Genomic DNA, 20,784 nt, shown 5'->3' on the forward strand with positions numbered 1-20,784 from the left:
CACTTGAAAATTAGATGTTTAACAGCATAAATTTAAATTTTGTCATCTACTAAACCGGTTCCCATATAAAAGTAGAAGGGTGATTACGATCACGACGTACCAAACCACGAATATCAGAATAGGCCCTTTCGGAGAAAATAGGTTCATCGTTCCAAAATTGCCATCCGGCAACAGCCAATATCGTTAAAATGCCAAATTCATCACAGGCATCCAGAAAAGCAGGATCATGCGGGTAATGGATACAGCGTACGATACGCACTCCTGCATCACGCAATTTTTTTGCATCGCGCCAATGCAATGAATTGGACAACGCATTACCGATAATGGCAAAATCCTGGTGACGATTAACTCCTATCAGTTTGTCACGATAGGGTTTATCATTCAAGTATAATCCATCTTTCCCGCTATACTCTATCTTACGAATTCCTATTCTTTGTAACATGCCATCAATAAGATGGCCATTTTCATCAACCAATTTAATCTCTAATTGATGCAAAACAGGAGAATCAGGTGTCCAAAGCATCGGACAATCCACATGCAGTCTCATATCATAATGGTCTGCCTTTCCCTTCCGTAACGAGAGACTTTTCACCTCTTTACAAATTTCTTTGTTGTAGATATCTCGTAATGTCAACATTAATTTTCCTTTAAACAAACCTGTCGACTCATTACGCAAGTGCATTTTCACACCTATTTCCGCCCTATCTTCTGAAACATAAGGATAATGAATAAAAACACCGCCACCGGCAATCTCATCTTCATAGTTAGCATCCGTTATATACACACGATCATGGGCAATCAAGAAACAGTCTCTGTAAACCCCTCCAAAATAAGCAAAATCCAAAGCTTGCTGAGGTTTACCAGGTAAAAACGAAGAATCATCACTATTATCCGCACAAACACTCAACAGATTCTCTGCCTCAAAACTCAAGTCTTCCGTTACATCTACGATGACGGGCAAATAACCATTGAAATGCTCTTTTAGTAACTTTCCGTTAAGCCAGATCCGTGACTTGCCCATGATACCTTCAAAATGCAGATAAACTTTTTTATTTTTCAGTTCTCCAGACACGGAAAAGTTCTTCCTGTACCATGCCTCTCCCTGATAATTAATACTACCACTGGCCTCTTCAGGAAGCAAATCGAGTCCATGAGGTATATTCACAGCCTCCCATGAAGAATCATCAAACTCCTTTTTCCATGCATCCGGACAACTCCCTTTATAAAACCGCCATCCCACATTCATATTATATACTTCGCGCCCACTACCGGCAAGCTCATAAAAACCTGCCGTAGAAAAACGCGATTCACCTGCCTGCACACCTGAAGCAAAAAGTTGCAACAATAAGACGATCACACAAATCATCCCGGAAAATATTGTTTTGTTGTATTTCATGACACTATTTTTTTTGCTTACTATTATATCTCAATAATGCTTCCAGATAATAATAATCTGCATATACCAAAGGAACATCTATCTCATTTTTATGGGGAATACTTCCTACACTATGCATCAGAATAAAATTACAGTTCGTCCCCGCTTCCGCCAAATAAACCGGTGAGGAAAGACTCTTCAATATATGTTCAGCCGCCTGTTCATACTTTTCCCCATCAGCCACATAATCTGCCAATTCCCCAAAAGCTGAAGCAACAATGGCTGCTGCCGAAGCATCACGTGGTACTTCCTTAAACATCTGAGAATCATAATTCCAATCAGGAACATATCCTTCCTGACCGGCATTGAAATCCCAATATGGTATCCCGTCTTCCGGCAAATTCGGATGATTCAGCCAAAAGTCGGCTGTATGTATAGCCATGTCCAGGAAATCTTTTCTTTTTGTTTCACGATAGGCCATCGTATAGCCGTAAATAGCCCATGCCTGTCCACGCGCCCAAGCAGAATTGTCCGAAAAGCCCTGGCAAGTAGCTTTATGAAGCACTTTTCCGGTCTCCTCGTCATAATTCACTACGTGATAATTACTATAATCTGCACGGAACTGATTCTTCGCAGTGGTCTCAGCATGCGTATTAGCAATATTTGCATAGACAGAATCTCCTGTTACCTTCGTTGCAAAATATAAAAGTTCCAAATTCATCATATTATCAATGATCACAGGATAAAACCACTCATCTGTTCCGTTCCATGCTTTTCGGTAATTCCATGACTCAATACACCCCGTTTTCTCATTAAAACGAGTGCACAGCGAACGGGCAGACTCTATCAAAATGTCTTTATAGGCTTCATTACCGGTCAAACGATATGCATTGCCAAAACTACAGTACATCAGAAAGCCAATATCGTGATGATTGGTCAGTTTCTTCAACGGTTCAAGAGCTTCGGTCCATTTTATCGCCGCCTCTTTCCAGTTTTCATCATGATTATATTCATATATATACCACAAACATCCCGGATAAAATCCTTCGGTCCAATCATTCTTTTTCGTAGTTTTCAATTTTCCATCTTTAATGGTACGCGGATACTCAGTAGGTTCTGGTATTACTTTCAACTGAGCAGAAAGCTGCTGTTCCGCTCGTTCAAAGCCATAAGACACAATATTTTCCTCATTCTTTGTACCACACGAGCAAAAAACAAGCAAACACAATATCCAAAGTTTATTCATTTTCATCCTTAATCCTTTTTACCTAAATAATTATTATTTATTTGATACAGATAATCCATACTGGATAATTAACAGAAAGGCCGTTCTGACTTTTTAATGTAACAACGGCCTTTCTTTAGTCTATATTTACTTCACTTACTACTTCCAACCCGGATTCTGTTCCAATTTATCATTCTTGAAAAGTTCCGTATTAGCAATCGGATAGAAGTATAACTTATCATCAACAGGACGTGTGTCCAATAATTGCCTTGCATAATTTATCCCGGCTTCTCCCTTTGTTATCTTCACTCCATAAATATCTTTTGAAACATCCAGCTCTTTCCATCTACGAAGATCCCAAAAACGATGCCCTTCAAAAGCAAGTTCAACCCTGCGTTCATTCTTCAGACGTTTCAGAAAATCTGCCGATGATAAAGTTTCAGGCAATGCAGGCATCTTTATTCCATCTCTGCCGCGCACCTGATTTACAGCCTGCAATGCAGATATACCACATTTCTCATTCGTAAATGTAATGTCATTATAAGCATTGACCATAGCCTCAGCATAGTTCAGCAATACTTCCGCATATCTAAACAATATCCAGTTGTGATGAACTTTTGTGGTTGGTGCACCAGCCTCAAAACTGACACTGCTATTGACATACTTACGCAAGTAGTATCCTGTCGTCGTAGCATTAGTCAGTGGTAATCCATTACTTCCTCCTTCCCATATTTCCACTTCCTTCCCTGCCGGCCATTTCATATTATTATGCACAATGGTCAGATAAAAACGGGGATCTCTCTGAGCGTAAGGATTCTCTCGCATAGCTTCATTATTCCAATCAAAAGATTCACCGTTACTCATTTCAAACGCACTTGCCAGATTTTCCGTCGGACAAGTAGATGTTTTTCCACCTGTCACTCCCATAGGGAAATTAGAAGCTTCGAAACCGTTATTTTCTCCATTAGGACGAGCCCAAATAACCTCCTGACTTCTATTATTCTGTGCTCCGAACAGATTTGCAAAATTCTTATCCAAAGTATATCCCAAAGCAGACTGGTTGCCTATAATTTCATAAGCGGCTTCTGCAGCGGCAATCCACTTACTTTTATCGTTATTCGGATTGAACAAAGGACTTGCAGCATATAATGCGGCACGAGCTTTCAACGCCAAGGCAACACCTTTCGTCACACGTCCTACCTCCTGCTCTTTTCCGAAGTTTACATAACTCACCGGAAGCAGTTCAGCCATTTCCGTACATTCGGAAATAATAAAATTCAAGATTACATCGGCTGATACAGGCTCAGCATTATTCGCCTCTTCTTTAGTAACAACTTTGGTTATTAACGGGATATTCCTATAACGCTTCACCAACTCAAAATAGAAAAATGCACGCAAGAAACGAACTTCATATTCGTAATTCGGATACTCCTTCATCCAGTCTTCATACTCATCTCCATACTTCCAGTCTTCGAAAGTCAGTCCTACCATATTTTCCAAATAGAAATTAGCATCGTGAATTCCTGAATAATAGTTGGAAAATTTGTCGTCAACCGTAGTATTGGCAGACCATGTTCCATTTACAAACCTCTGTATCTTTGAAGTTTTGTAAACATGTATAGCATCATCTGTAGCTGCATCCTGCATTGCCCCATCAATACTACAGAAATCCTGAGGTAAATAGCTATAGACATTTGTCACAAACTGCTTGACACGTGCATAACTCCCCTGAATCTGCCCTTTTGAATAATAATCCGATTCGTTGCAGTCCATGAAATCACAGGCAGCAAATAAAAACAGTGACAGAAATATTATTGTATATTTATTTATAGATTTCATATTGTTCTACTTTTTTAGAAAGATAAATTAAATCCAAATGCATATTGAGTCATAGTAGGATGAGATGCACCGATAGCCTCCGGATCACGGATATCAATTCCATCAATGCAGAACAAGTCATGCGCGCGGGCAAAGATTTTCGCTCCACCCAGAAAACCCGTTTTCTTCAACAACTTCTCCGGAAGTTTATAATACATTTCCAATGTTCTCAACTTCAAGAAGGATGCATCAGCTATCCACAATGAGTTATTATTATAGTTATTATCCGATCCTGAATAAGTAAGACGCGGAAGGGTACCATTCGGATTCGTCTCACTCCAACGGTTCTCATAATAATAAGTAGAAATCGTATTGTTGCCTACTATAGGACGATAAATACTTCTTGTGTCCAATAATTTACTGTAATTACCTGTACCCTGAAACAGAGCATACACACCCCAACCTTTGTATTCAGCCTCCAAATCGAACGAATAGTAGATTTCGGGACATGTAGAATTATATCCTAACGCTACCTGGTCATAATTATCTATCCGGTTATCGCCATTCTGATCTTTAAACATCAGATCTCCAGGACGTACATCTCCCAGATATTGCTTGACTTCACGATTATCGATTTCTTCCTGCGATTGATAGATACCCACTACCTCATAACCAAAAAATTGATTTAAAGAACCTCCAGTACGCTTCAGATAATCATAAGGACGATATTCTTCATTTTGTTTTATAATCTTGTTGCGTACAAATGAGAATTGCCCACCTATGTGATAAGTAAAATTCGAAATCTTATCATCCCAGTTCAAAGCAATTTCAACACCTTTATTGTCAACAATCCCGTCATTGGCTTTCGGAACTGATATACCTAATACACCAGAAACTGCATTACTGCCACTAACAAGAATATCTGTACGATGATCATAAAAAGCATCAATAGCCAATGATAACTTATCCCAGGCTTTGAAATCAACTCCGACATTCAGTTTATGCGATTTTTCGTATGTCAATCCCTCAACTCCCAATTGAGTCAGTTTCATGCCGTTCATAGAAGTAGGAGTATTCTTAAAAAAGTATGAACCTCCGCCACCGTAAATGTTTTGAAATAGGTTTACGTCATAATCAGCACGTCCGGAAATACCATACGAAGCTCTTAATTTCAGGAAGTTCAGCCAATCATTCTTCAGAAAACTTTCTTCCGACAGAATCCAACCGGCACCAATAGCCGGAAATATTCCCCAACGATCATCGGGATCGAGAATGCTGGATGCAGAACCAGACAATGACAAATCCACCAGATAACGATTATTATATGCGTAATGTGCCTGACCTATTACATCCATAAAGGCACGTCCCGTATTACGTCCTTTTGATTTTATCTTATCCATAGAGTACATAAAAGTAGCCTTCAAATCATGCTTACCCCACTGTCTGGCAAGGTTGGCATAAGCCTCAAAGTTGAAGTGAGTGGTAACGGAACCTACACTTTTTGAATAGGAGAGTGTACCTTCATTGGCATGAGTTTTAAACTCTTTCTCCCCTGTTTCCAAATCCAAAACAGCCGATTCATAACCGAAATTCTTCGTATTGCTGTCCCAATAGGAAGCTGTGTTATCCAATGCGACTTTAATACCACCTGTCAGCCCAGGCAGCAGAACCGCCAAGTCCTGTTTCAAATGCATATCGGCAAACAAGGCACGAGTCTGAGAACGCGCATATCCCTTACCTGAAATATTAGCGACCGGATTATTTTTATAAGTCGTAGTACCTCCCCAGATTCCTCTTTCCGTCTTAATGGGAAATGCCCCGGCAGGAACCTGATATATGGCCGTAAAGATATCTCCAACCCCCGTTCCCGGACGATTATGTTCAGAGAAGTTACCCAACAAATTCAATTGCACAGTCGTAGTAGGTGAGGCTGTAATATCTAAATTGGTACGAACATTCAGCTTAGAATACTTAAGTTGCGTGGAATAGCCATCATTATCTCCGGTGGGCTGCAAAATGCCACGGTTATCCAAGAAGTTCAACATTGTATAGTAGGTTACAAACTTACCGCCACCACGTGCCGAAAAGGTTATATTGTCTCCATAGCTGGCTCCCCGCAGTGTCTCGTCCACCCAATCCACATTAGGATAAAACAAGGGATTGGTCTGATTTTTAAAAGCATCCAACTCTGCTGCCGAATAGCGCGGCATTGAACCGTCGTTCTTCGGTTCTTCGTCACTTTTGGGGCAGTAAAATATACTAAACACCTTTATCTATAGACTATACCAGCTTATTTAAGGGAATAAAATTAAAGCTATCAAAAGACACATGTTCAATAGGACAAGCATTACCTTGTTAGGCAATAAATTTACTAGCTTTAACACATGAACTGCCCCAAAAGTGACGAAGAACCCGTTCTTCATTGCCTCATTCAACGCTGATGCATAAGTATATCCATCCACAAAATCGGGTAAACGCTTCGGAGTAGCCATATTAAACTCATAAGAGAAATTGATCTGAGGTGAGGTCAGAACACCACGCTTCGTTTTAACCAGAATTACACCGTTGGCACCACGGATTCCATACAAACTGGTAGCTACGGCATCCTTCAATACGCTCACAGACTCTATTTCTTCCGAACTCAGTTCCTTAAGAGAACGTTCGAAACCATCAACCAGTACCAACGGACTCTTAGAATTTAAAGTCTCTATGCCACGCACATACATGGTAGCTCCGCCTTCCCAAACCGCACCGGCATTCTGCAACACCTGTAACCCCGGTAACATACCGAACAACTGATTCGTGGCATTAATGCTATTCTTATGCGAAAGTTTATCGCTGGTAGCCGTAGAAACAGCACCGGTAACCTCTCTTGCATCATAAGTAATATTGCGGCCATAATCCATAACCACTTTATCCTTATGAATCGTCAATGTGTCTACTTGTGCCATCAGGTTGAATGAGCACAATACACTTGCCAATATGATATTTATCTTTTTATTCATACTTTTGTTTATCTATGTTTTTCAGATGTATTATTCCCAACCGGGATTTTGTATCAATCCATATCCTTTATTAATTTCATTCTGCGGAAAAGCACTCAGATACCACTTCTCCGAGAATCCACCGGGATTCCACCAAGCACGGCTTTGTTCTCCTCCCAAAAGTGAGAACTCTTCACAAATATAGCTGCCGTCATTCTTATTCTTATAGATATTCAATCCATGCAGAGGAGAAGAGAAATGATCCTTCATCTTCCAGCGGATCAAATCGAAGAAACGTACTTCCTCATAGCCAAATTCACAAGCACGCTCACGAAGCAACTCTTTTCTGAATTCTTCCTGACTCAATCCTCTCTTCAGTCCCTTCATGCCGACACGTGCACGTACTTTATCGACATAATGGTAAGCCAAATCATTCGGACCGTTATTATACTCATTCAAGGCTTCCGCATAACTCAAGTAGATTTCCGCAATACGCAGATGAGGCCACTGGATGACATGACCGTTATACTCACCTGCACGGTCCAACCCCCATTTCCTGCAAGATAATCCTGTCAGCAACGACTTGGCTGTCACCTGCCCTACATTCCAGTCTCTTCCTGCCGGATAATTTTCCTTATCGTCCGGCTTCTCCTTTGTAACACCGGCCTTTCTGTTTTGGAAAATATCTCCATCCAGTATGAATGTTTCAGATAAACGGGGATCTCTATTGACAAAAGGATTCTTCGCATGTTCCGGATTATTCCAATCAAAATTCTCTCCGTCAGCAGTCGGGAACATATCAAAATATTCCTTTGTAGGACAGATTGCTCCCCAACGGATAGCCTGGTTAGTATAGGGTTGTTGGTTGGCCTTATAGTAATTTTCTCTACGAACAGATATTAAAGTTTCGGTAGTACCACGGTCAAAATAAGCGGCACGGAAAGCATAACGATAGTCGCTGGGATTCACATCTCCTTTTTCGACCAGTTTATAAAAGCCGTTACTGTCAACAGCTTTAAAAAAGGCTTCGCAAGCATCCATCGCATGTTTCCAACGTTCACGGTCATAATTTCCAAACCAAGTCATCAACGCATCAGAGGCAGCTCCCTGAAAGTAAGGCTGATCGTTATTAAACAACGGACTGGCAACAAAGAGCAATACTCTTGCCTTCAGCCCCATCGCACCGGCTTTGGTCAGACGGCCGTCCCAATTAGCCATCTCTGCCTCTGATATATGCCAAGGGAACTCCGGACAATCAATAGCCTCGTTCAACAGCCTCACGATAAAATCGACAGTTTGTTGTAAAGTTGCCCGAGCAGGCATCTCAGCCTCATCCGGTGAAATAACTTTATCCACGATGGGCAAACCACCATAGTGACGCAACATGTGCGCATAATATACAGCCACTATCATCTTGGCTTCCGCTTTCAGGCGCTCTTTCTCTGCCTGATCCATATCAGGCACCCTATCTATGTTGGCTACAATCAACCAGGCATTACGGATAGCCGACCACATATGAGTTTCATTCTCATTAAAGCGAACTTTGGTAGCCATATATGTACCTCTCGGTGAATTTTCCGTACCGGCATTATAGTTACCGGCATAATAGACTTTATTCACCCCGGAATATCCCAGATAATCCTGATTCAAATCCGTCAGTCCTTCAATATTTCCTAACCACATTGTATTCCAATAGCTATTCGACGTTTCGAGTCCCATCGGTAAATACCGATAACTGTACCACAAAACCCTGCGAGCATACTCAGCTGTAGAAAAGACCGTATCGATCGTAACGTCTGTACTGGGTGGCTTTTGCAGGAACTTATCTCCGAAAGCCAAGTCCTCGCACGCGTTGGTGGAAATCAGCAATCCCAGTAGCAACACAATAGCATGAAAATGTTTTTTTATATTCTTCATATCATTTCTTTTATTTAAGCGTTAAAATCCAACCTTTAATCCAAAGTTTATAACTTTCACCAACGGATAGGTGTCTCCGCTAGGATTACTTTCGGGGTCACTGAAACCTAATGCATCAAACGTCAACAGGTTATAACCGGAAAGAGAGATGCGCAAGGAGCTCAGATGAATCTTAGTCAAAAGACTTTGAGGGAAAGAATAACCTACTTCCAAGTTTTTCAGACGAACATAAGAAGCGTCACGCAACCATAAATCAGAATCTTTATAATTGTTCGGTTTACTGTTTGTCAACGAAATAGCCGGTGCCTTTGCAGAATTTCCCTTCTCCGGTGTCCAAGCATCATCTATCATGTACTTCAGCAGAGAGCGATTATTAGTACTTCCAAACGGATACCGGTAAAAGTCCGCAATCAAACGGGAAGTCTTGAATGCACCCGCCCACGTCATACTAAAATCCAACCCTTTCCAAGAGAAACCCATTGACAGATTCCCCGTAAGCAATGGATAAATAGGATTACCAATGGCAGAAACATCATTATTGTCAATTTTATGGTCTCCGTTCAAATCCTTATACTTCACATCACCGGCCAAAGGAGTAAATCCTTCGCCATGATCCGGTATACCTCCCTCCTGTCCTTTCAACGAAGCATAGTTTGCCGCTTCCTCTTCCGTAAAGAAACCGTCATATATATATCCGAACTGTTGTCCCACGGGACGTCCTGTCTTGCGCATCCATTCATAAGGCTGAGGAATTTCATCATTGAACACAATCTTGTTCTTGGCATACCCCCAATTGGTTCCGATATGATATCTGACATTCTGTATCTGATCTTCCCAACGAGCCGTCACCTCGAAACCTTTATTATCAACTTTACCCATATTCACGATAGGCAAACTTATGGCCAGATAACCGGGATTGATATTACGGGATATCAAGATGTCTTTGCGGTGTTCGATAAAGTAATCGAAAGACGTTTTCAGGCGACTGTCAAAAAAGTGCAGATCAATACCATAATTCTGTTTGGCAGCCGTTTCCCAAGTTACGTTCGGATTGCCAATCCTCGATTCTTTAGCTCCGACCAATATATTGTTAACTATTGAACCGAAACCGTATTTTTCAGTACTGATTGTATAAGCATCGGGAAGATACAGGAACCTAGAACCGTCAGAAACAATATCATTACCGACAATACCATACGAGCCACGTAGTTTCAGATAACTGATATATGGTTTTAAAGATTTCATGAACGGCTCTTCCGAAATTATCCATCCGACAGAACCTGCGGGAAAGAGACCGAAGCGACTGCCTTCCGCAAAATTCTCGGAACCATTATATCCAATGCTGAAATCTGCCAGATAGCGAGTTTTATAGTCATAGGTGGCACGCCCTACCAAACCGACATAACTACGTGGAATACCCTGAAATTTAGTCGAATAGTAGTATTTCATGTTTTGATTATACATAAACAAAGCAGACACATTATGAGATCCGAACTTTCTCTGATAATTCACGGCCGCCTCTAAATACCAGTCACGGGACTGGCCATATTTCTCATCACTATACCCCAGCGTTTGCATCTCCTGGTTTTTCTTCAGCAAGACTTCATTTCCTTCTCCAAGAAAAGCCTCATAACGGTCAGCACGGCCTTCACGACGTTTAGTTATACTCACACCACTATTATAAGCGCCTTTCACATGAGCTTTCAACCCCTTTGTGAGGAAATCAAGTTTCTGATCAAGCACAAAGTCAAAGTTCACCACATTATTGTCATACGTATTGAAGCCTTTTCCGTAGTAAGAATTCAATGCATCATACACTGTACCGAATTTTCCGAATGTCTGCGCATTAACGGTAACCCACTTTCCATCCACAATACCCGGTCCTGCAAAAGGAGGAGTCCAATATATGTCCCTGAACAAGCTCTTGACATTTGTGGCTGTACCGTTATTGTAATTTGGTTCACGCTTGTCAGTCAGACGACCTCCCAGATTGATTTTCATGGAAGTGGTTTTAGTTACATCCACATCCATGTTCACACGGTAGTTGTAACGGTTGTATTTAAAACCTGTCTTGTGTCCGTGTGTATCAAATGTTTTAAAAAGTCCGTCCTGAGTGAATACACCCAGCGACGCAAAATAGCGGACACGCTTTGAACCACCTGAAATATTGAAATTATGCTGGGTCTGTACCGCTGTTTTCCTTATCAGCATATCAGTCCAATCAGTATCCGAATAAATCATCGGGTTACTATGCGTGCGGAATGCTTCCAGCATTTCCGGTGAAAATGCCAGATTTTTTTCTGACACTCCATCACGTAGCTGAGCATTATTATAAGTGGTTGCGTAATCATAACTGTTAGCAAACTCCGGTATGCGAGTAGGTAACTGAAGTGCCATACTGGTAGAAAAACTAATCTTAGCTTTACCTTCCTGTCCACGTTTGGTAGTAACCAAAACAACACCATTCGCACCGCGCACACCAAACACGGCAGTTGCCGATGCGTCCTTCAAGACCGTAATATCTTCTATTTCGTTCGGATCCAACTGATAGAACGAGCGTTCCACCCCATCTACAAGCATCAAAGGAGCAGACAATCCTTCAGTCAACGAACCTACACCACGCACATAAATTGTAGCATCGTCGGCACCAGGCTGTCCACTGGACTGCACACTGGATAATCCGGGAACTTTTCCACTCAATGCATTAGCAATACTTCCCACAGGAGATTTCATGATTTCCTCTGATTTCACCGAAGAGAGTGCTCCTGTGACTGTTACTTTCTTAGTAGTACCATAAGCAATAACCTGCACTTCTTCCAAACTAGTAACATTTTCGGTCAGTATGACCTTCAACTCCGGTTCACCTTTATAGACAATCTCTCTATCTTCGTAGCCTATAAATGAAACCACAATGGTAGCTCCAATCGGAACCGTCAACGTAAATTCTCCATCCAGATTGGTTGCCATACCATTCTGGGTTCCTTTCACAAATACAGTAGCACCGATAACCGGACCCATATCGTCCAGTACAACACCCTTCACTACTTTCTTCTTAGTTTGCTCTGTAATAGCTGTTGACCGGGAATGACTTTCATCCCCCCAAGCCCTGCCTGAGTGCACGACCAATAAAGCCAACACAAGTAACCATACTTTGTTTCTCATAAAAAAGATTTTGATTGATATTTATAAACTTTACACTTACGATGAAAAGACCTCGATAAGCACAGCACAAATTAAGCCCAATTCTCAGACTTATACTTTCCCTGTATATATGATACATGTGCACTAATTGTATTTCGGACAATCTGTGTCACACTTTGGACGTTTTTTACCCCTATCCTCTACAAAACAAACATGATAGTCTCTCCCACCCTAAGTAGTATGATCCATTATCCTACGACGTAGCTTCCGTTACCTTACAGCGTAACCTCCGTCACCCCACCGGGAAACGTCTGTTACATACCAAGGTAAAGGCCGTTACTATAAGGAAAACGTCCATTACATCCCAAGATAAAATCTTTTACATTTCAAAAGAAAAACAATGTAAATGCATAAGATTAATTATTACCAACTTTACTAATTCAGATCCGCTTCCTTCCCATTAGAAGGTTCCTTTCGATAAGCCAATGGAGACACTCCGTAAAAGTCCTTGAAGCATCGACTGAAGTAACGGGGAGAAGTAAATCCCAGTTGATACGATATCTCCGATATATTATATTGAGGAGCTTCCTGTAACATCCGCAACGCTTCTTCCAATTTCAGTTTTAAAGTAAACTCGTTGGGAGTGAGCCCCACCACTTCTTTCAGACGGACAAACATTTTGCTGCGCCCCATATTCAGTTCAGAAGCCAACATATTCATGTCAAAGTCCGGATTATCAAAGTTACGTTTTATAATACTTGTTGCTTTATCGAGCAATTCCTGATCCACCACATTCAGAATTCCGACTTCCGGAACTGCCGTCACTTCAACCTGCGCCGCTTTATCGAGCAATTTTTTTCTATTCTTCAGCAAATTTCCGCAACGGGTCAATAGTAATTTCACATTAAACGGTTTTGTGATATAATCATCCGCACCGAACATGTATCCTTCTATCGTGCAATCTTCCGAAGTTTGTGCCGTCAGCAATACCACCGGCATATATGCCAGTTCCAGACAGTTCTTTATCTTATAGCACATCTCCTTGCCGGACATCACCGGCATCATCACATCACTGACCACAATATCCGGATGCCACTGTTGCGCCATCTCAAACCCCACCTGCCCGTTAGTAGCCTTATATACTGTGTATGTGGGCGAAAAGATGCTCACCAGCATTTCCAACACCTCTTCATCATCTTCAACAAGCAGCACACGCGGCATTCCTTCATTTTTGTCCTCAGGCATATCCTGGTCCGCCTCACTTTTTTCCATTGTATCGTTCAGCAATGCTATTTCGTCCATAAGCATATCCTCACGGTCGGAGAAAGCCCTAACCGTCTTTTCACACTCCAATTCTTCCTGTGTGAAGTGTCCGTTTCCAACAGGCAGGCATATCCTGAATGTACTTCCCTCGCCCAACACGCTGTCTACCTTTATTTCTCCCTTATGCGCATCTACTATCCCTTTAAGCAGAGCCAATCCTATGCCGCTGCCCACAATCCCTTTTCCAGAATATTCATCTCCTGCTTGATAAAAACGTTCGAATATTTTTTGCTTGTCATCCGCAGAAATTCCGCAGCCTGTGTCCTCCACCACTATCTCCACTATCCGCTGCTGCCGCCTGACGGACACCTTTATACTTTTCCCTTCCGGTGTATACTTAAATGCGTTCGACAACAAATTAAAGACTACCTTCTGCATCTGTACCGGGTCGAACCATAAGTAAATCTCCTCTCCCGTATCTTCAAATATATATTCCATATTCCTTTTACGGGCAAAATCGACAAACAACCGATAAATGTCTTTCACAAAGAGGACTGCTTCCACACGTTCCACTTTCAGCCTCATGAATCCCTGCTCTTGTTTGCGGAAGTCCAACAGTTCTGTTATAAGAAGACGAAGATTAATCGCATTCCTGTGTATTCCATGCAAGCGTTTGTTTACAACAGGAGCTAATTTTTCCATTTGTAGCAGCATCTCTACTTGTCCAATTATCAAAGTCAACGGAGTACGGAATTCATGTGAAATATTTGTAAAGAAACGTAGCTTCACTTTATTTACCTCTTCTATCCGCTCTTTCTCATTCTTTTCTTCAGCCAATGACAAAGCCAACGCCCTGCGTGCCATCTTCACCCGCCAGAAACTGTAAACAATGCCCGCAACCACAAGAAAGTACAACAAAAATGCCCAGAATGTAGCAAACCAAGGACGGTGGATCGTTATATCAAGCATTATTTCCTGCCCTTCCTCATTTTTCACCTTAGTCCCCGATTCACGCACTTTCAACACATAATTGCCCAGAGCCAAATTTGTATAATTCACGCGCAACTGGTCTGTCAATATCCAATCTTTATCAAAGCCTTCCAACTTATAAAAGTATTCATCTTTTCCTTCCAATTCCACGTAATTGGAACTGGAAAAATCAATCATTATATTATTCTGCCTGGCAGAAAGATCCAAATGTTTTGTAAATGACAGGGATTGGGACAACACACCCGAACCATCATCAGGAGAAACCTTCACGTTATTGATATATAGATTGGAAAAATAGAATCCGGATGCCCCATCTTCATTATCCTGATATAAATCCTTCTCTCTGAATGCAATCATTCCATCCACTCCTCCTATATAAATCCGGTCGTCATCGGCCATCAGAATACCACCGCCCTCGGCCACTGCCGAGATACCTCCCTTAAGCCCCAATTTAATGGAATGCATAGAATAATTAAAAGGAGAATAAATGGAAAAACCTTCATCGCAAGTTATCAGAATATTATTCATGTGTGTTTCTTCCAGATTATAGCAAAAATCGCTCAAAAGATGGTTGCTCTTTTTTGTATAATGTTTCCAGTGTCCAGTTTCATAATTATAAGAATATACACCATCTCCCAAGGTAGCCATATAAACCGTACCATCAGCCGCTTCCATAATCCGGGTTATCCGGGCATCGGCAGTAGTGCCTCCTTCCAGCTTGATGCATTCCAGCTGATCCCAATTCTCTGCTTTCATCCTGTAAAGTTTGAAATCAGCCACCAACCAGATGTATCCTCTCGAATCCATCTCAAATGTCAAAAAAAGGTGTTCTTTACTAAGCAACTGAAACTCATTGCGCTCCGGATGAATTCGCCAAAAACCGTTACGGGCAGTTACATACAGCCAACCGTCTTTAAATAAAGAATGATAAATGATATGATTCGGCCCCTCTCCTGTCTGCTTGTAATGATCCAGATAATGATAGAAACGAGTGCGTTTTCTGTCATAACAACTTATTCCCCCTGTATATGTACCGATATATACCTGATCGCGTTGCCTGTCATAACTCAGGGTTTTTACATTATTATGCAGAACGGAATTTTTTCCGGTAGAGGTATAATAAGTAAAGGTTCCGGTTACCCTGTTCAAGAGGTTCACCCCGCCTCCGTCTGTACCAATCCACAGATTATGATCTTTATCTTCAACCATCTGTCCTACAATAGGAAAATTCAAACAATGATTATTGGCGTTATCATAAGGATAATACAAAAATATATCTTTCGACTGATTGAAATAATTGACACCACCATAATAAGTACCTACCCAAATTGTACCTTGCCTGTCTTTATAAAGTGAAAAAACAGATTGGTGCTCCAAAGAACCCGGATGGTAGTCGGGCCGATAAACACGGTATGTATCCAAATAGGGATTATAAACTTGTAGTCCTTCGAAAGTACCAAACCAGATATTCTGCTGTTCGTCTTCCACAAAACCTCGTATTTGCAGACTTACGACGCGTGTGGGTGAATGCTCTTCCTTTATCAACTTTCCATCCCGACCCACCTTATATAACCCTTTCATTCGCGAAGCAATCCACAGTTCCTTACGGCTACTCACAAATAATTTAAAGATTTCAATATCAGGCAACACGCATTTTAATTCATCCCCCGCCAATACATATAAGCCGTTTGCCGTCCCTATCCATATCTTCTCATCCATTTTTTCCATACACATGACAGCGGTAGTACCCAATTTACGGTAAAAATACAATGAATCCTCTTCCGAATCATATCTAAACAAAGAGTCACGAATAGTGCACCATACTTCTTCATCTAAAGTAGCCAAAGCACCGACGCCTGACGAAATGATTTTCTGGAATGTCTCTTTACGAATATCATACTTTATCAGAGCCCCGCTATTTATCATTAGAACATTCCCCTGCGAATCACCCACAATCGTGTTGACTACTCCATTAATAAGCGCCTTGTCCCGGTATTGATTATTAATAATATCATAAGACTTATATTTGGAAATCTGATTGCCGTCATATACATTCACACCTTCATTTGTTCCAAACCACATCCGTCCTAAAGTATCTTGATAGATAGAAAGTACAGAAGGACTGGAAAGTCCATCTTTCATTGTCAGTTTCTTAAAATACTGTCCATGTGATTTCGCACACAATAATATCAGCACAAACAACAATATGTATCTAAGTCGGTTCATAGTAATATAGTGCTTAAGATTAATTAATTGCATATAGTGCTTGCAAAATTATACAAAAGAGTTTAAATAACAATATACTCTTCATTCTTTTTTACATCCTATCATGTCAAATCCGTCCATTTTTGTGGCACTTATTGTCCACGCGGACTCATTATAGACAATATAGTTCTGAGTTATTGATAAAAATGGATATCTTTGCTCTTGATTTTAACACATGAAAAATTATGAAAACACTTCTTCTTTCAAAAAACCGCAATCGGACTTATAAATTATATCAGGATATACTGACCTACGGAACATTAGAAAATTTATGGGGATCATATCCACGCAAATAAATATCATGAAGCACTTACTTAAATAAAAAAGAAATGAAACGTTTAATCATTTATTCCATTTTATCCATCGCCTCCATATATACGTATGGACAGAGCTATTTCAGCAAAGCTGATATAAAAACTATTATGAAACGCGTTGCCGACTGGCAGATAGCCAATCCGGCAAAAGGGCATGAGCATGATGACCTGAACTGGACATACGCTGCACTCTATATGGGAATGATAGATTGGGCCGAATTAACAGAAAAAGAAGATGGAGACAATTCTTACTATGAATGGTTGATGAAAATAGGTCGGCGTAACGCCTGGCAAGTAGGAAAATACATGTATCATGCAGACCATATAGCTGTGGGGCAGGTGTTTTTGGATATGTACCAGAAGTATCACGATCGAAACATGCTGCTCCCCACCCTGGCACGTACGGAATTTGTCATCAATCACCCGTCAGCCAGCACATTGGAACTGGACTACAGGAACATGGGCAGTTTAGAACGTTGGTCGTGGTGTGATGCTTTATTTATGGCTCCCCCCGTTTATAGCAAAATGTACATGCTGACAAATGACTGGAGATATATCGAGTTCATGAACCGAGAATATAAAGCAACTTACGATTATTTGTTTGATAAAGAAGAAAAACTGTTCTATAGAGATCACCGCTATTTCAAACAGCAAGAAGCCAATGGTGCAAAAGTATTCTGGGGACGTGGAAACGGTTGGGTATTAGGAGGTCTTTGCGAAATTCTACAAACCTTGCCACGCAACAACATGCACCGTCAGTTCTATCAGGATTTATTCATAACTTTATCCGACCGCATAATCCAGTTGCAAAGCAAAGACGGATATTGGCATGCAAGCCTGCTGGATCCTGACTCCTATCCTTCTCCCGAAACGAGTGCCACAGGATTTATTGTATATGCATTGGCGTATGGTGTAAATGAGGGCCTATTAGACAAAACAACTTTTATGCCCGCCATCAAAAAGGGATGGAAAGCACTGGTAAAAGCCGTGGAAAAAGATGGAAAACTGGGTTATGTACAGCCCATCGGTGCTGACCCGAAGAAAGTAACCCGCGAAATGACAGAGGTATATGGTGTAGGGGCATTTTTATTGGCCGGGAACCAGATATATAAAATGGCTGAGTAAAAAAGACAATTATTATATATAACATAATAAACATTGAAAACAATATGAAAATTACAATTCACCTTATTATAGTGTTCATCATGAGCAGTATGATATCGACAAAGGCAAATGCATCAACCCGTCCCCATCCTTCGGGCAACAACAACGATTTTGAAGTATTGATGCAAAAAATCAGGATCGACTTTGCCAAGAATCCTTCCATTGACGAAGACTTGAAGAAATACAATGAAGCTGACGGTTCATTTACAGACGTGGATTACAGTAGCATACAACGAACCAATTGGCCTCCTCTGGAACACATCGACCGCCTGTATAATTTTGTATTCGCATATACCAATCCGAATAATAAATATTATAAAGACGAAGACCTCTTTACCAAAATAGAGCAAGGACTGGAATACTGGCATAAGCGCAATCCTTGGTGTCACAACTGGTGGTATAACCAAATTGCCGAGCCTCAACGTTTGGGAATATTACTGATACAAATGCGGACAGGAGAAAAACAGTTGAACAGGGAACTCGAAAATAAAATACTGGAAAGAATTAAAACAGACGGAGGAAATCCCGCCAAATGGACAGGAGCCAACCGCACGGACATCTCCCTACACTGGATATATCGCGCATGTCTTTCCGAAAATGAAGCAGACTTGAAATTTGCACTCGAAAATGTTTATAATCCAATTGTATATACCACAAAAGAAGGCTTTCAACATGACAACAGCTACTTCCAGCACGGACAACAACTCTATATCGGCGGATACGGGGATGAAATTCTGAAAGGGGTAACTCAAATAGCCATGTATGCCAAAGGTACTCAATATGCAATTCCGCAAGACAAACTGGCCTTGCTAAGCAGATTTATGCGAGAAACCTATTATTCTACCATACGCGGTCAATTCATGTTGTTTGACGTGTTAGGAAGAGGCGTGAGCCGCCCCGGAACCACGAAAAAGACACATACTGCGTTATTTGCCAAACGTATGGTGGAGTTGGACCCCGCCCATGCCGATGAATTTAAAGAAATCATAGCTCGCCTGGATGGCAAACAACCTGCCAATTACGCACTAACAGCAAAGCATACTCACTATTTCCGCGGAGATTATACCTTGCACGTGCGCCCCACTTATACTTTTGACGTACGCATGACATCTAACCGTACAGCCCGCTGCGAATATGGAAATGGAGAAAACCTAAAGACCTACTTCATGTCCGACGGATGTACCAACATAGTAGTCGATGGAAACGAATATGATGAAATCTTTCCCGTCTGGAACTGGACACGTATTCCCGGAACAACCGCTCCGCAAGTTGATGAGATTCCTATGGCAGCCAGTGATTGGCAGACTCTTGGAACTTCAACCTTCGCCGGAGGCGTATCCGACAGTCTATACGGAGTATCTGCCTATTCGTACACAGACTCATATGCCGGAATCAATACAAGCGCACGTAAAGCATGGTTCTTTTTCAACGATGAGATAGTATGTCTGGGAGCGGGCATACACTCCACATCTTCGTACCCCATATTCACGACAATCAATCAATGCTTGTCTTCTACCGAAAATGCCATAGTCTGCCAAAAAGGAAAAGTCTCTGCAATCAACGAAGGAATTTCCGATTACAGTTCTCCTGAGTGGATTCTGCACAACAAAGTAGGATATATATTGCCAGACGGACAACAGGTAATCGCAACCAACCAAGTACAGACAGGAAGTTGGTATGATATCAATCATTCCACTTCCAAAGATATCACACAAAAAAAAGTATTTACCCTATGTCTGAATCATGGTATTACCCCCGAACGGGCAACTTATGCTTACATTGTTGTTCCCGGCATTCAATCCCCTGAAGAGATGAAAAGTTACCGACGAAAAAATAATCTCGAAATTTTAGCCAATACGGAAAATGTACAAGTAGTAAGAAATAAGAAGGATGATATTTGGCAAATGGTGTTTTATGATGCGGGAGAATTCACCGACAAAGACATGACGGTAAAAACAAGCAAAGGCTGTGCTTTGATAATCAAGAATATGGATAAAAATAAAGCAGAAGTTCATATTGCCGACCCTGCACAGTCCCGGTCAGACATAACCGTAAATATTTGTACCGGAAAACGTTCGGGAACCGTAAATTGCGACTTCAGTAATAGCGATATCTATGCCGGACGTACCCAAGCATTTGAGATTCGACTAAAGTAACAAGACCTTAAAAGAAAACGACTGACACAATACCCCCAAGAAGCCTCAACCCAAGTTACCCCCCCTCAACGGATTGAGGCTTCTTCATTGTTACCTCATAAACAGAAAAAGGCAATAACTTCCCAGCTACTGCCTTGTTTTGAAAGAGGAAATCCCCTTTCTATAATTACCA

The 20,784-nt window shown here is 41.2% G+C and carries 10 protein-coding genes; 2 read left to right on the plus strand and 8 right to left on the minus strand.

Going from position 1 to position 20,784, the window contains the following annotated elements; genetic code table 11:
- Positions 1 to 49: 49 nt before the first annotated feature.
- The 8 genes from QZ323_RS03835 to QZ323_RS03870 form a co-directional block, all read right to left on the minus strand.
- A complete protein-coding gene (locus QZ323_RS03835) occupies positions 50 to 1,396 on the minus strand; it encodes a glycoside hydrolase family 2 TIM barrel-domain containing protein (RefSeq protein ID WP_294632957.1) in 1,347 nt (448 codons plus the stop codon).
- A gap of 4 nt (positions 1,397 to 1,400) precedes the next feature.
- Positions 1,401 to 2,627: a glycoside hydrolase family 88 protein gene (locus QZ323_RS03840; RefSeq protein WP_294632959.1), complete on the minus strand. Its 1,227-nt coding sequence runs from the start codon at positions 2,625 to 2,627 to the stop codon at positions 1,401 to 1,403.
- Positions 2,628 to 2,759: 132 nt separating this feature from the next.
- Entirely contained in the window at positions 2,760 to 4,439 is a 1,680-nt protein-coding gene (locus QZ323_RS03845) for a RagB/SusD family nutrient uptake outer membrane protein (RefSeq protein ID WP_294632960.1), read from the minus strand.
- A 14-nt stretch (positions 4,440 to 4,453) separates the two neighbouring features.
- Positions 4,454 to 6,685, minus strand: a complete 2,232-nt coding sequence (locus tag QZ323_RS03850; RefSeq protein WP_294632962.1) for a SusC/RagA family TonB-linked outer membrane protein — start codon at positions 6,683 to 6,685, stop codon at positions 4,454 to 4,456.
- 27 nt (positions 6,686 to 6,712) lie between these two features.
- Positions 6,713 to 7,423, minus strand: a complete 711-nt coding sequence (locus QZ323_RS03855) for a TonB-dependent receptor plug domain-containing protein (protein ID WP_294632963.1) — start codon at positions 7,421 to 7,423, stop codon at positions 6,713 to 6,715.
- Positions 7,424 to 7,453: 30 nt separating this feature from the next.
- Entirely contained in the window at positions 7,454 to 9,319 is a 1,866-nt protein-coding gene (locus QZ323_RS03860) for a RagB/SusD family nutrient uptake outer membrane protein (RefSeq protein ID WP_294632965.1), read from the minus strand.
- 21 nt (positions 9,320 to 9,340) lie between these two features.
- Complete coding sequence (locus QZ323_RS03865; protein ID WP_294632966.1) at positions 9,341 to 12,481, minus strand: TonB-dependent receptor; 3,141 nt, start codon at positions 12,479 to 12,481, stop codon at positions 9,341 to 9,343.
- 414 nt (positions 12,482 to 12,895) lie between these two features.
- Positions 12,896 to 16,855 carry a two-component regulator propeller domain-containing protein gene (locus QZ323_RS03870; protein ID WP_294632968.1) on the minus strand — a complete coding sequence of 1,320 codons (3,960 nt, stop codon included), beginning with the start codon at positions 16,853 to 16,855 and terminating at the stop codon, positions 12,896 to 12,898.
- 452 nt (positions 16,856 to 17,307) lie between these two features.
- Here QZ323_RS03870 and QZ323_RS03875 point away from each other — a divergent pair, with 452 nt between their 5' ends.
- Complete coding sequence (locus tag QZ323_RS03875) at positions 17,308 to 18,417, plus strand: glycoside hydrolase family 88 protein (RefSeq protein WP_294632969.1); 1,110 nt, start codon at positions 17,308 to 17,310, stop codon at positions 18,415 to 18,417.
- 44 nt (positions 18,418 to 18,461) lie between these two features.
- Positions 18,462 to 20,612 carry a polysaccharide lyase 8 family protein gene (locus QZ323_RS03880; RefSeq protein WP_294632970.1) on the plus strand — a complete coding sequence of 717 codons (2,151 nt, stop codon included), beginning with the start codon at positions 18,462 to 18,464 and terminating at the stop codon, positions 20,610 to 20,612.
- Positions 20,613 to 20,784: the final 172 nt, after the last annotated feature.

Source organism: uncultured Bacteroides sp., assembly GCF_910585845.1.
GTDB lineage: Bacteria > Bacteroidota > Bacteroidia > Bacteroidales > Bacteroidaceae > Bacteroides.

Excerpts from the sequence above, each read along its gene's own strand:
- QZ323_RS03835 (WP_294632957.1), bottom strand. The coding sequence starts at position 1,396 with ATGAAATACAACAAAACAATATTTTCCGGGATGATTTGTGTGATCGTC.
- QZ323_RS03840 (WP_294632959.1), bottom strand. The coding sequence starts at position 2,627 with ATGAAAATGAATAAACTTTGGATATTGTGTTTGCTTGTTTTTTGCTCG.
- QZ323_RS03845 (WP_294632960.1), bottom strand. The coding sequence starts at position 4,439 with ATGAAATCTATAAATAAATATACAATAATATTTCTGTCACTGTTTTTA.
- QZ323_RS03855 (WP_294632963.1), bottom strand. The coding sequence starts at position 7,423 with ATGAATAAAAAGATAAATATCATATTGGCAAGTGTATTGTGCTCATTC.
- QZ323_RS03860 (WP_294632965.1), bottom strand. The coding sequence starts at position 9,319 with ATGAAGAATATAAAAAAACATTTTCATGCTATTGTGTTGCTACTGGGA.
- QZ323_RS03865 (WP_294632966.1), bottom strand. The coding sequence starts at position 12,481 with ATGAGAAACAAAGTATGGTTACTTGTGTTGGCTTTATTGGTCGTGCAC.
- QZ323_RS03870 (WP_294632968.1), bottom strand. The coding sequence starts at position 16,855 with ATGAAAGATGGACTTTCCAGTCCTTCTGTACTTTCTATCTATCAAGAT.
- QZ323_RS03875 (WP_294632969.1), top strand. The coding sequence starts at position 17,308 with ATGAAACGTTTAATCATTTATTCCATTTTATCCATCGCCTCCATATAT.
- QZ323_RS03880 (WP_294632970.1), top strand. The coding sequence starts at position 18,462 with ATGAAAATTACAATTCACCTTATTATAGTGTTCATCATGAGCAGTATG.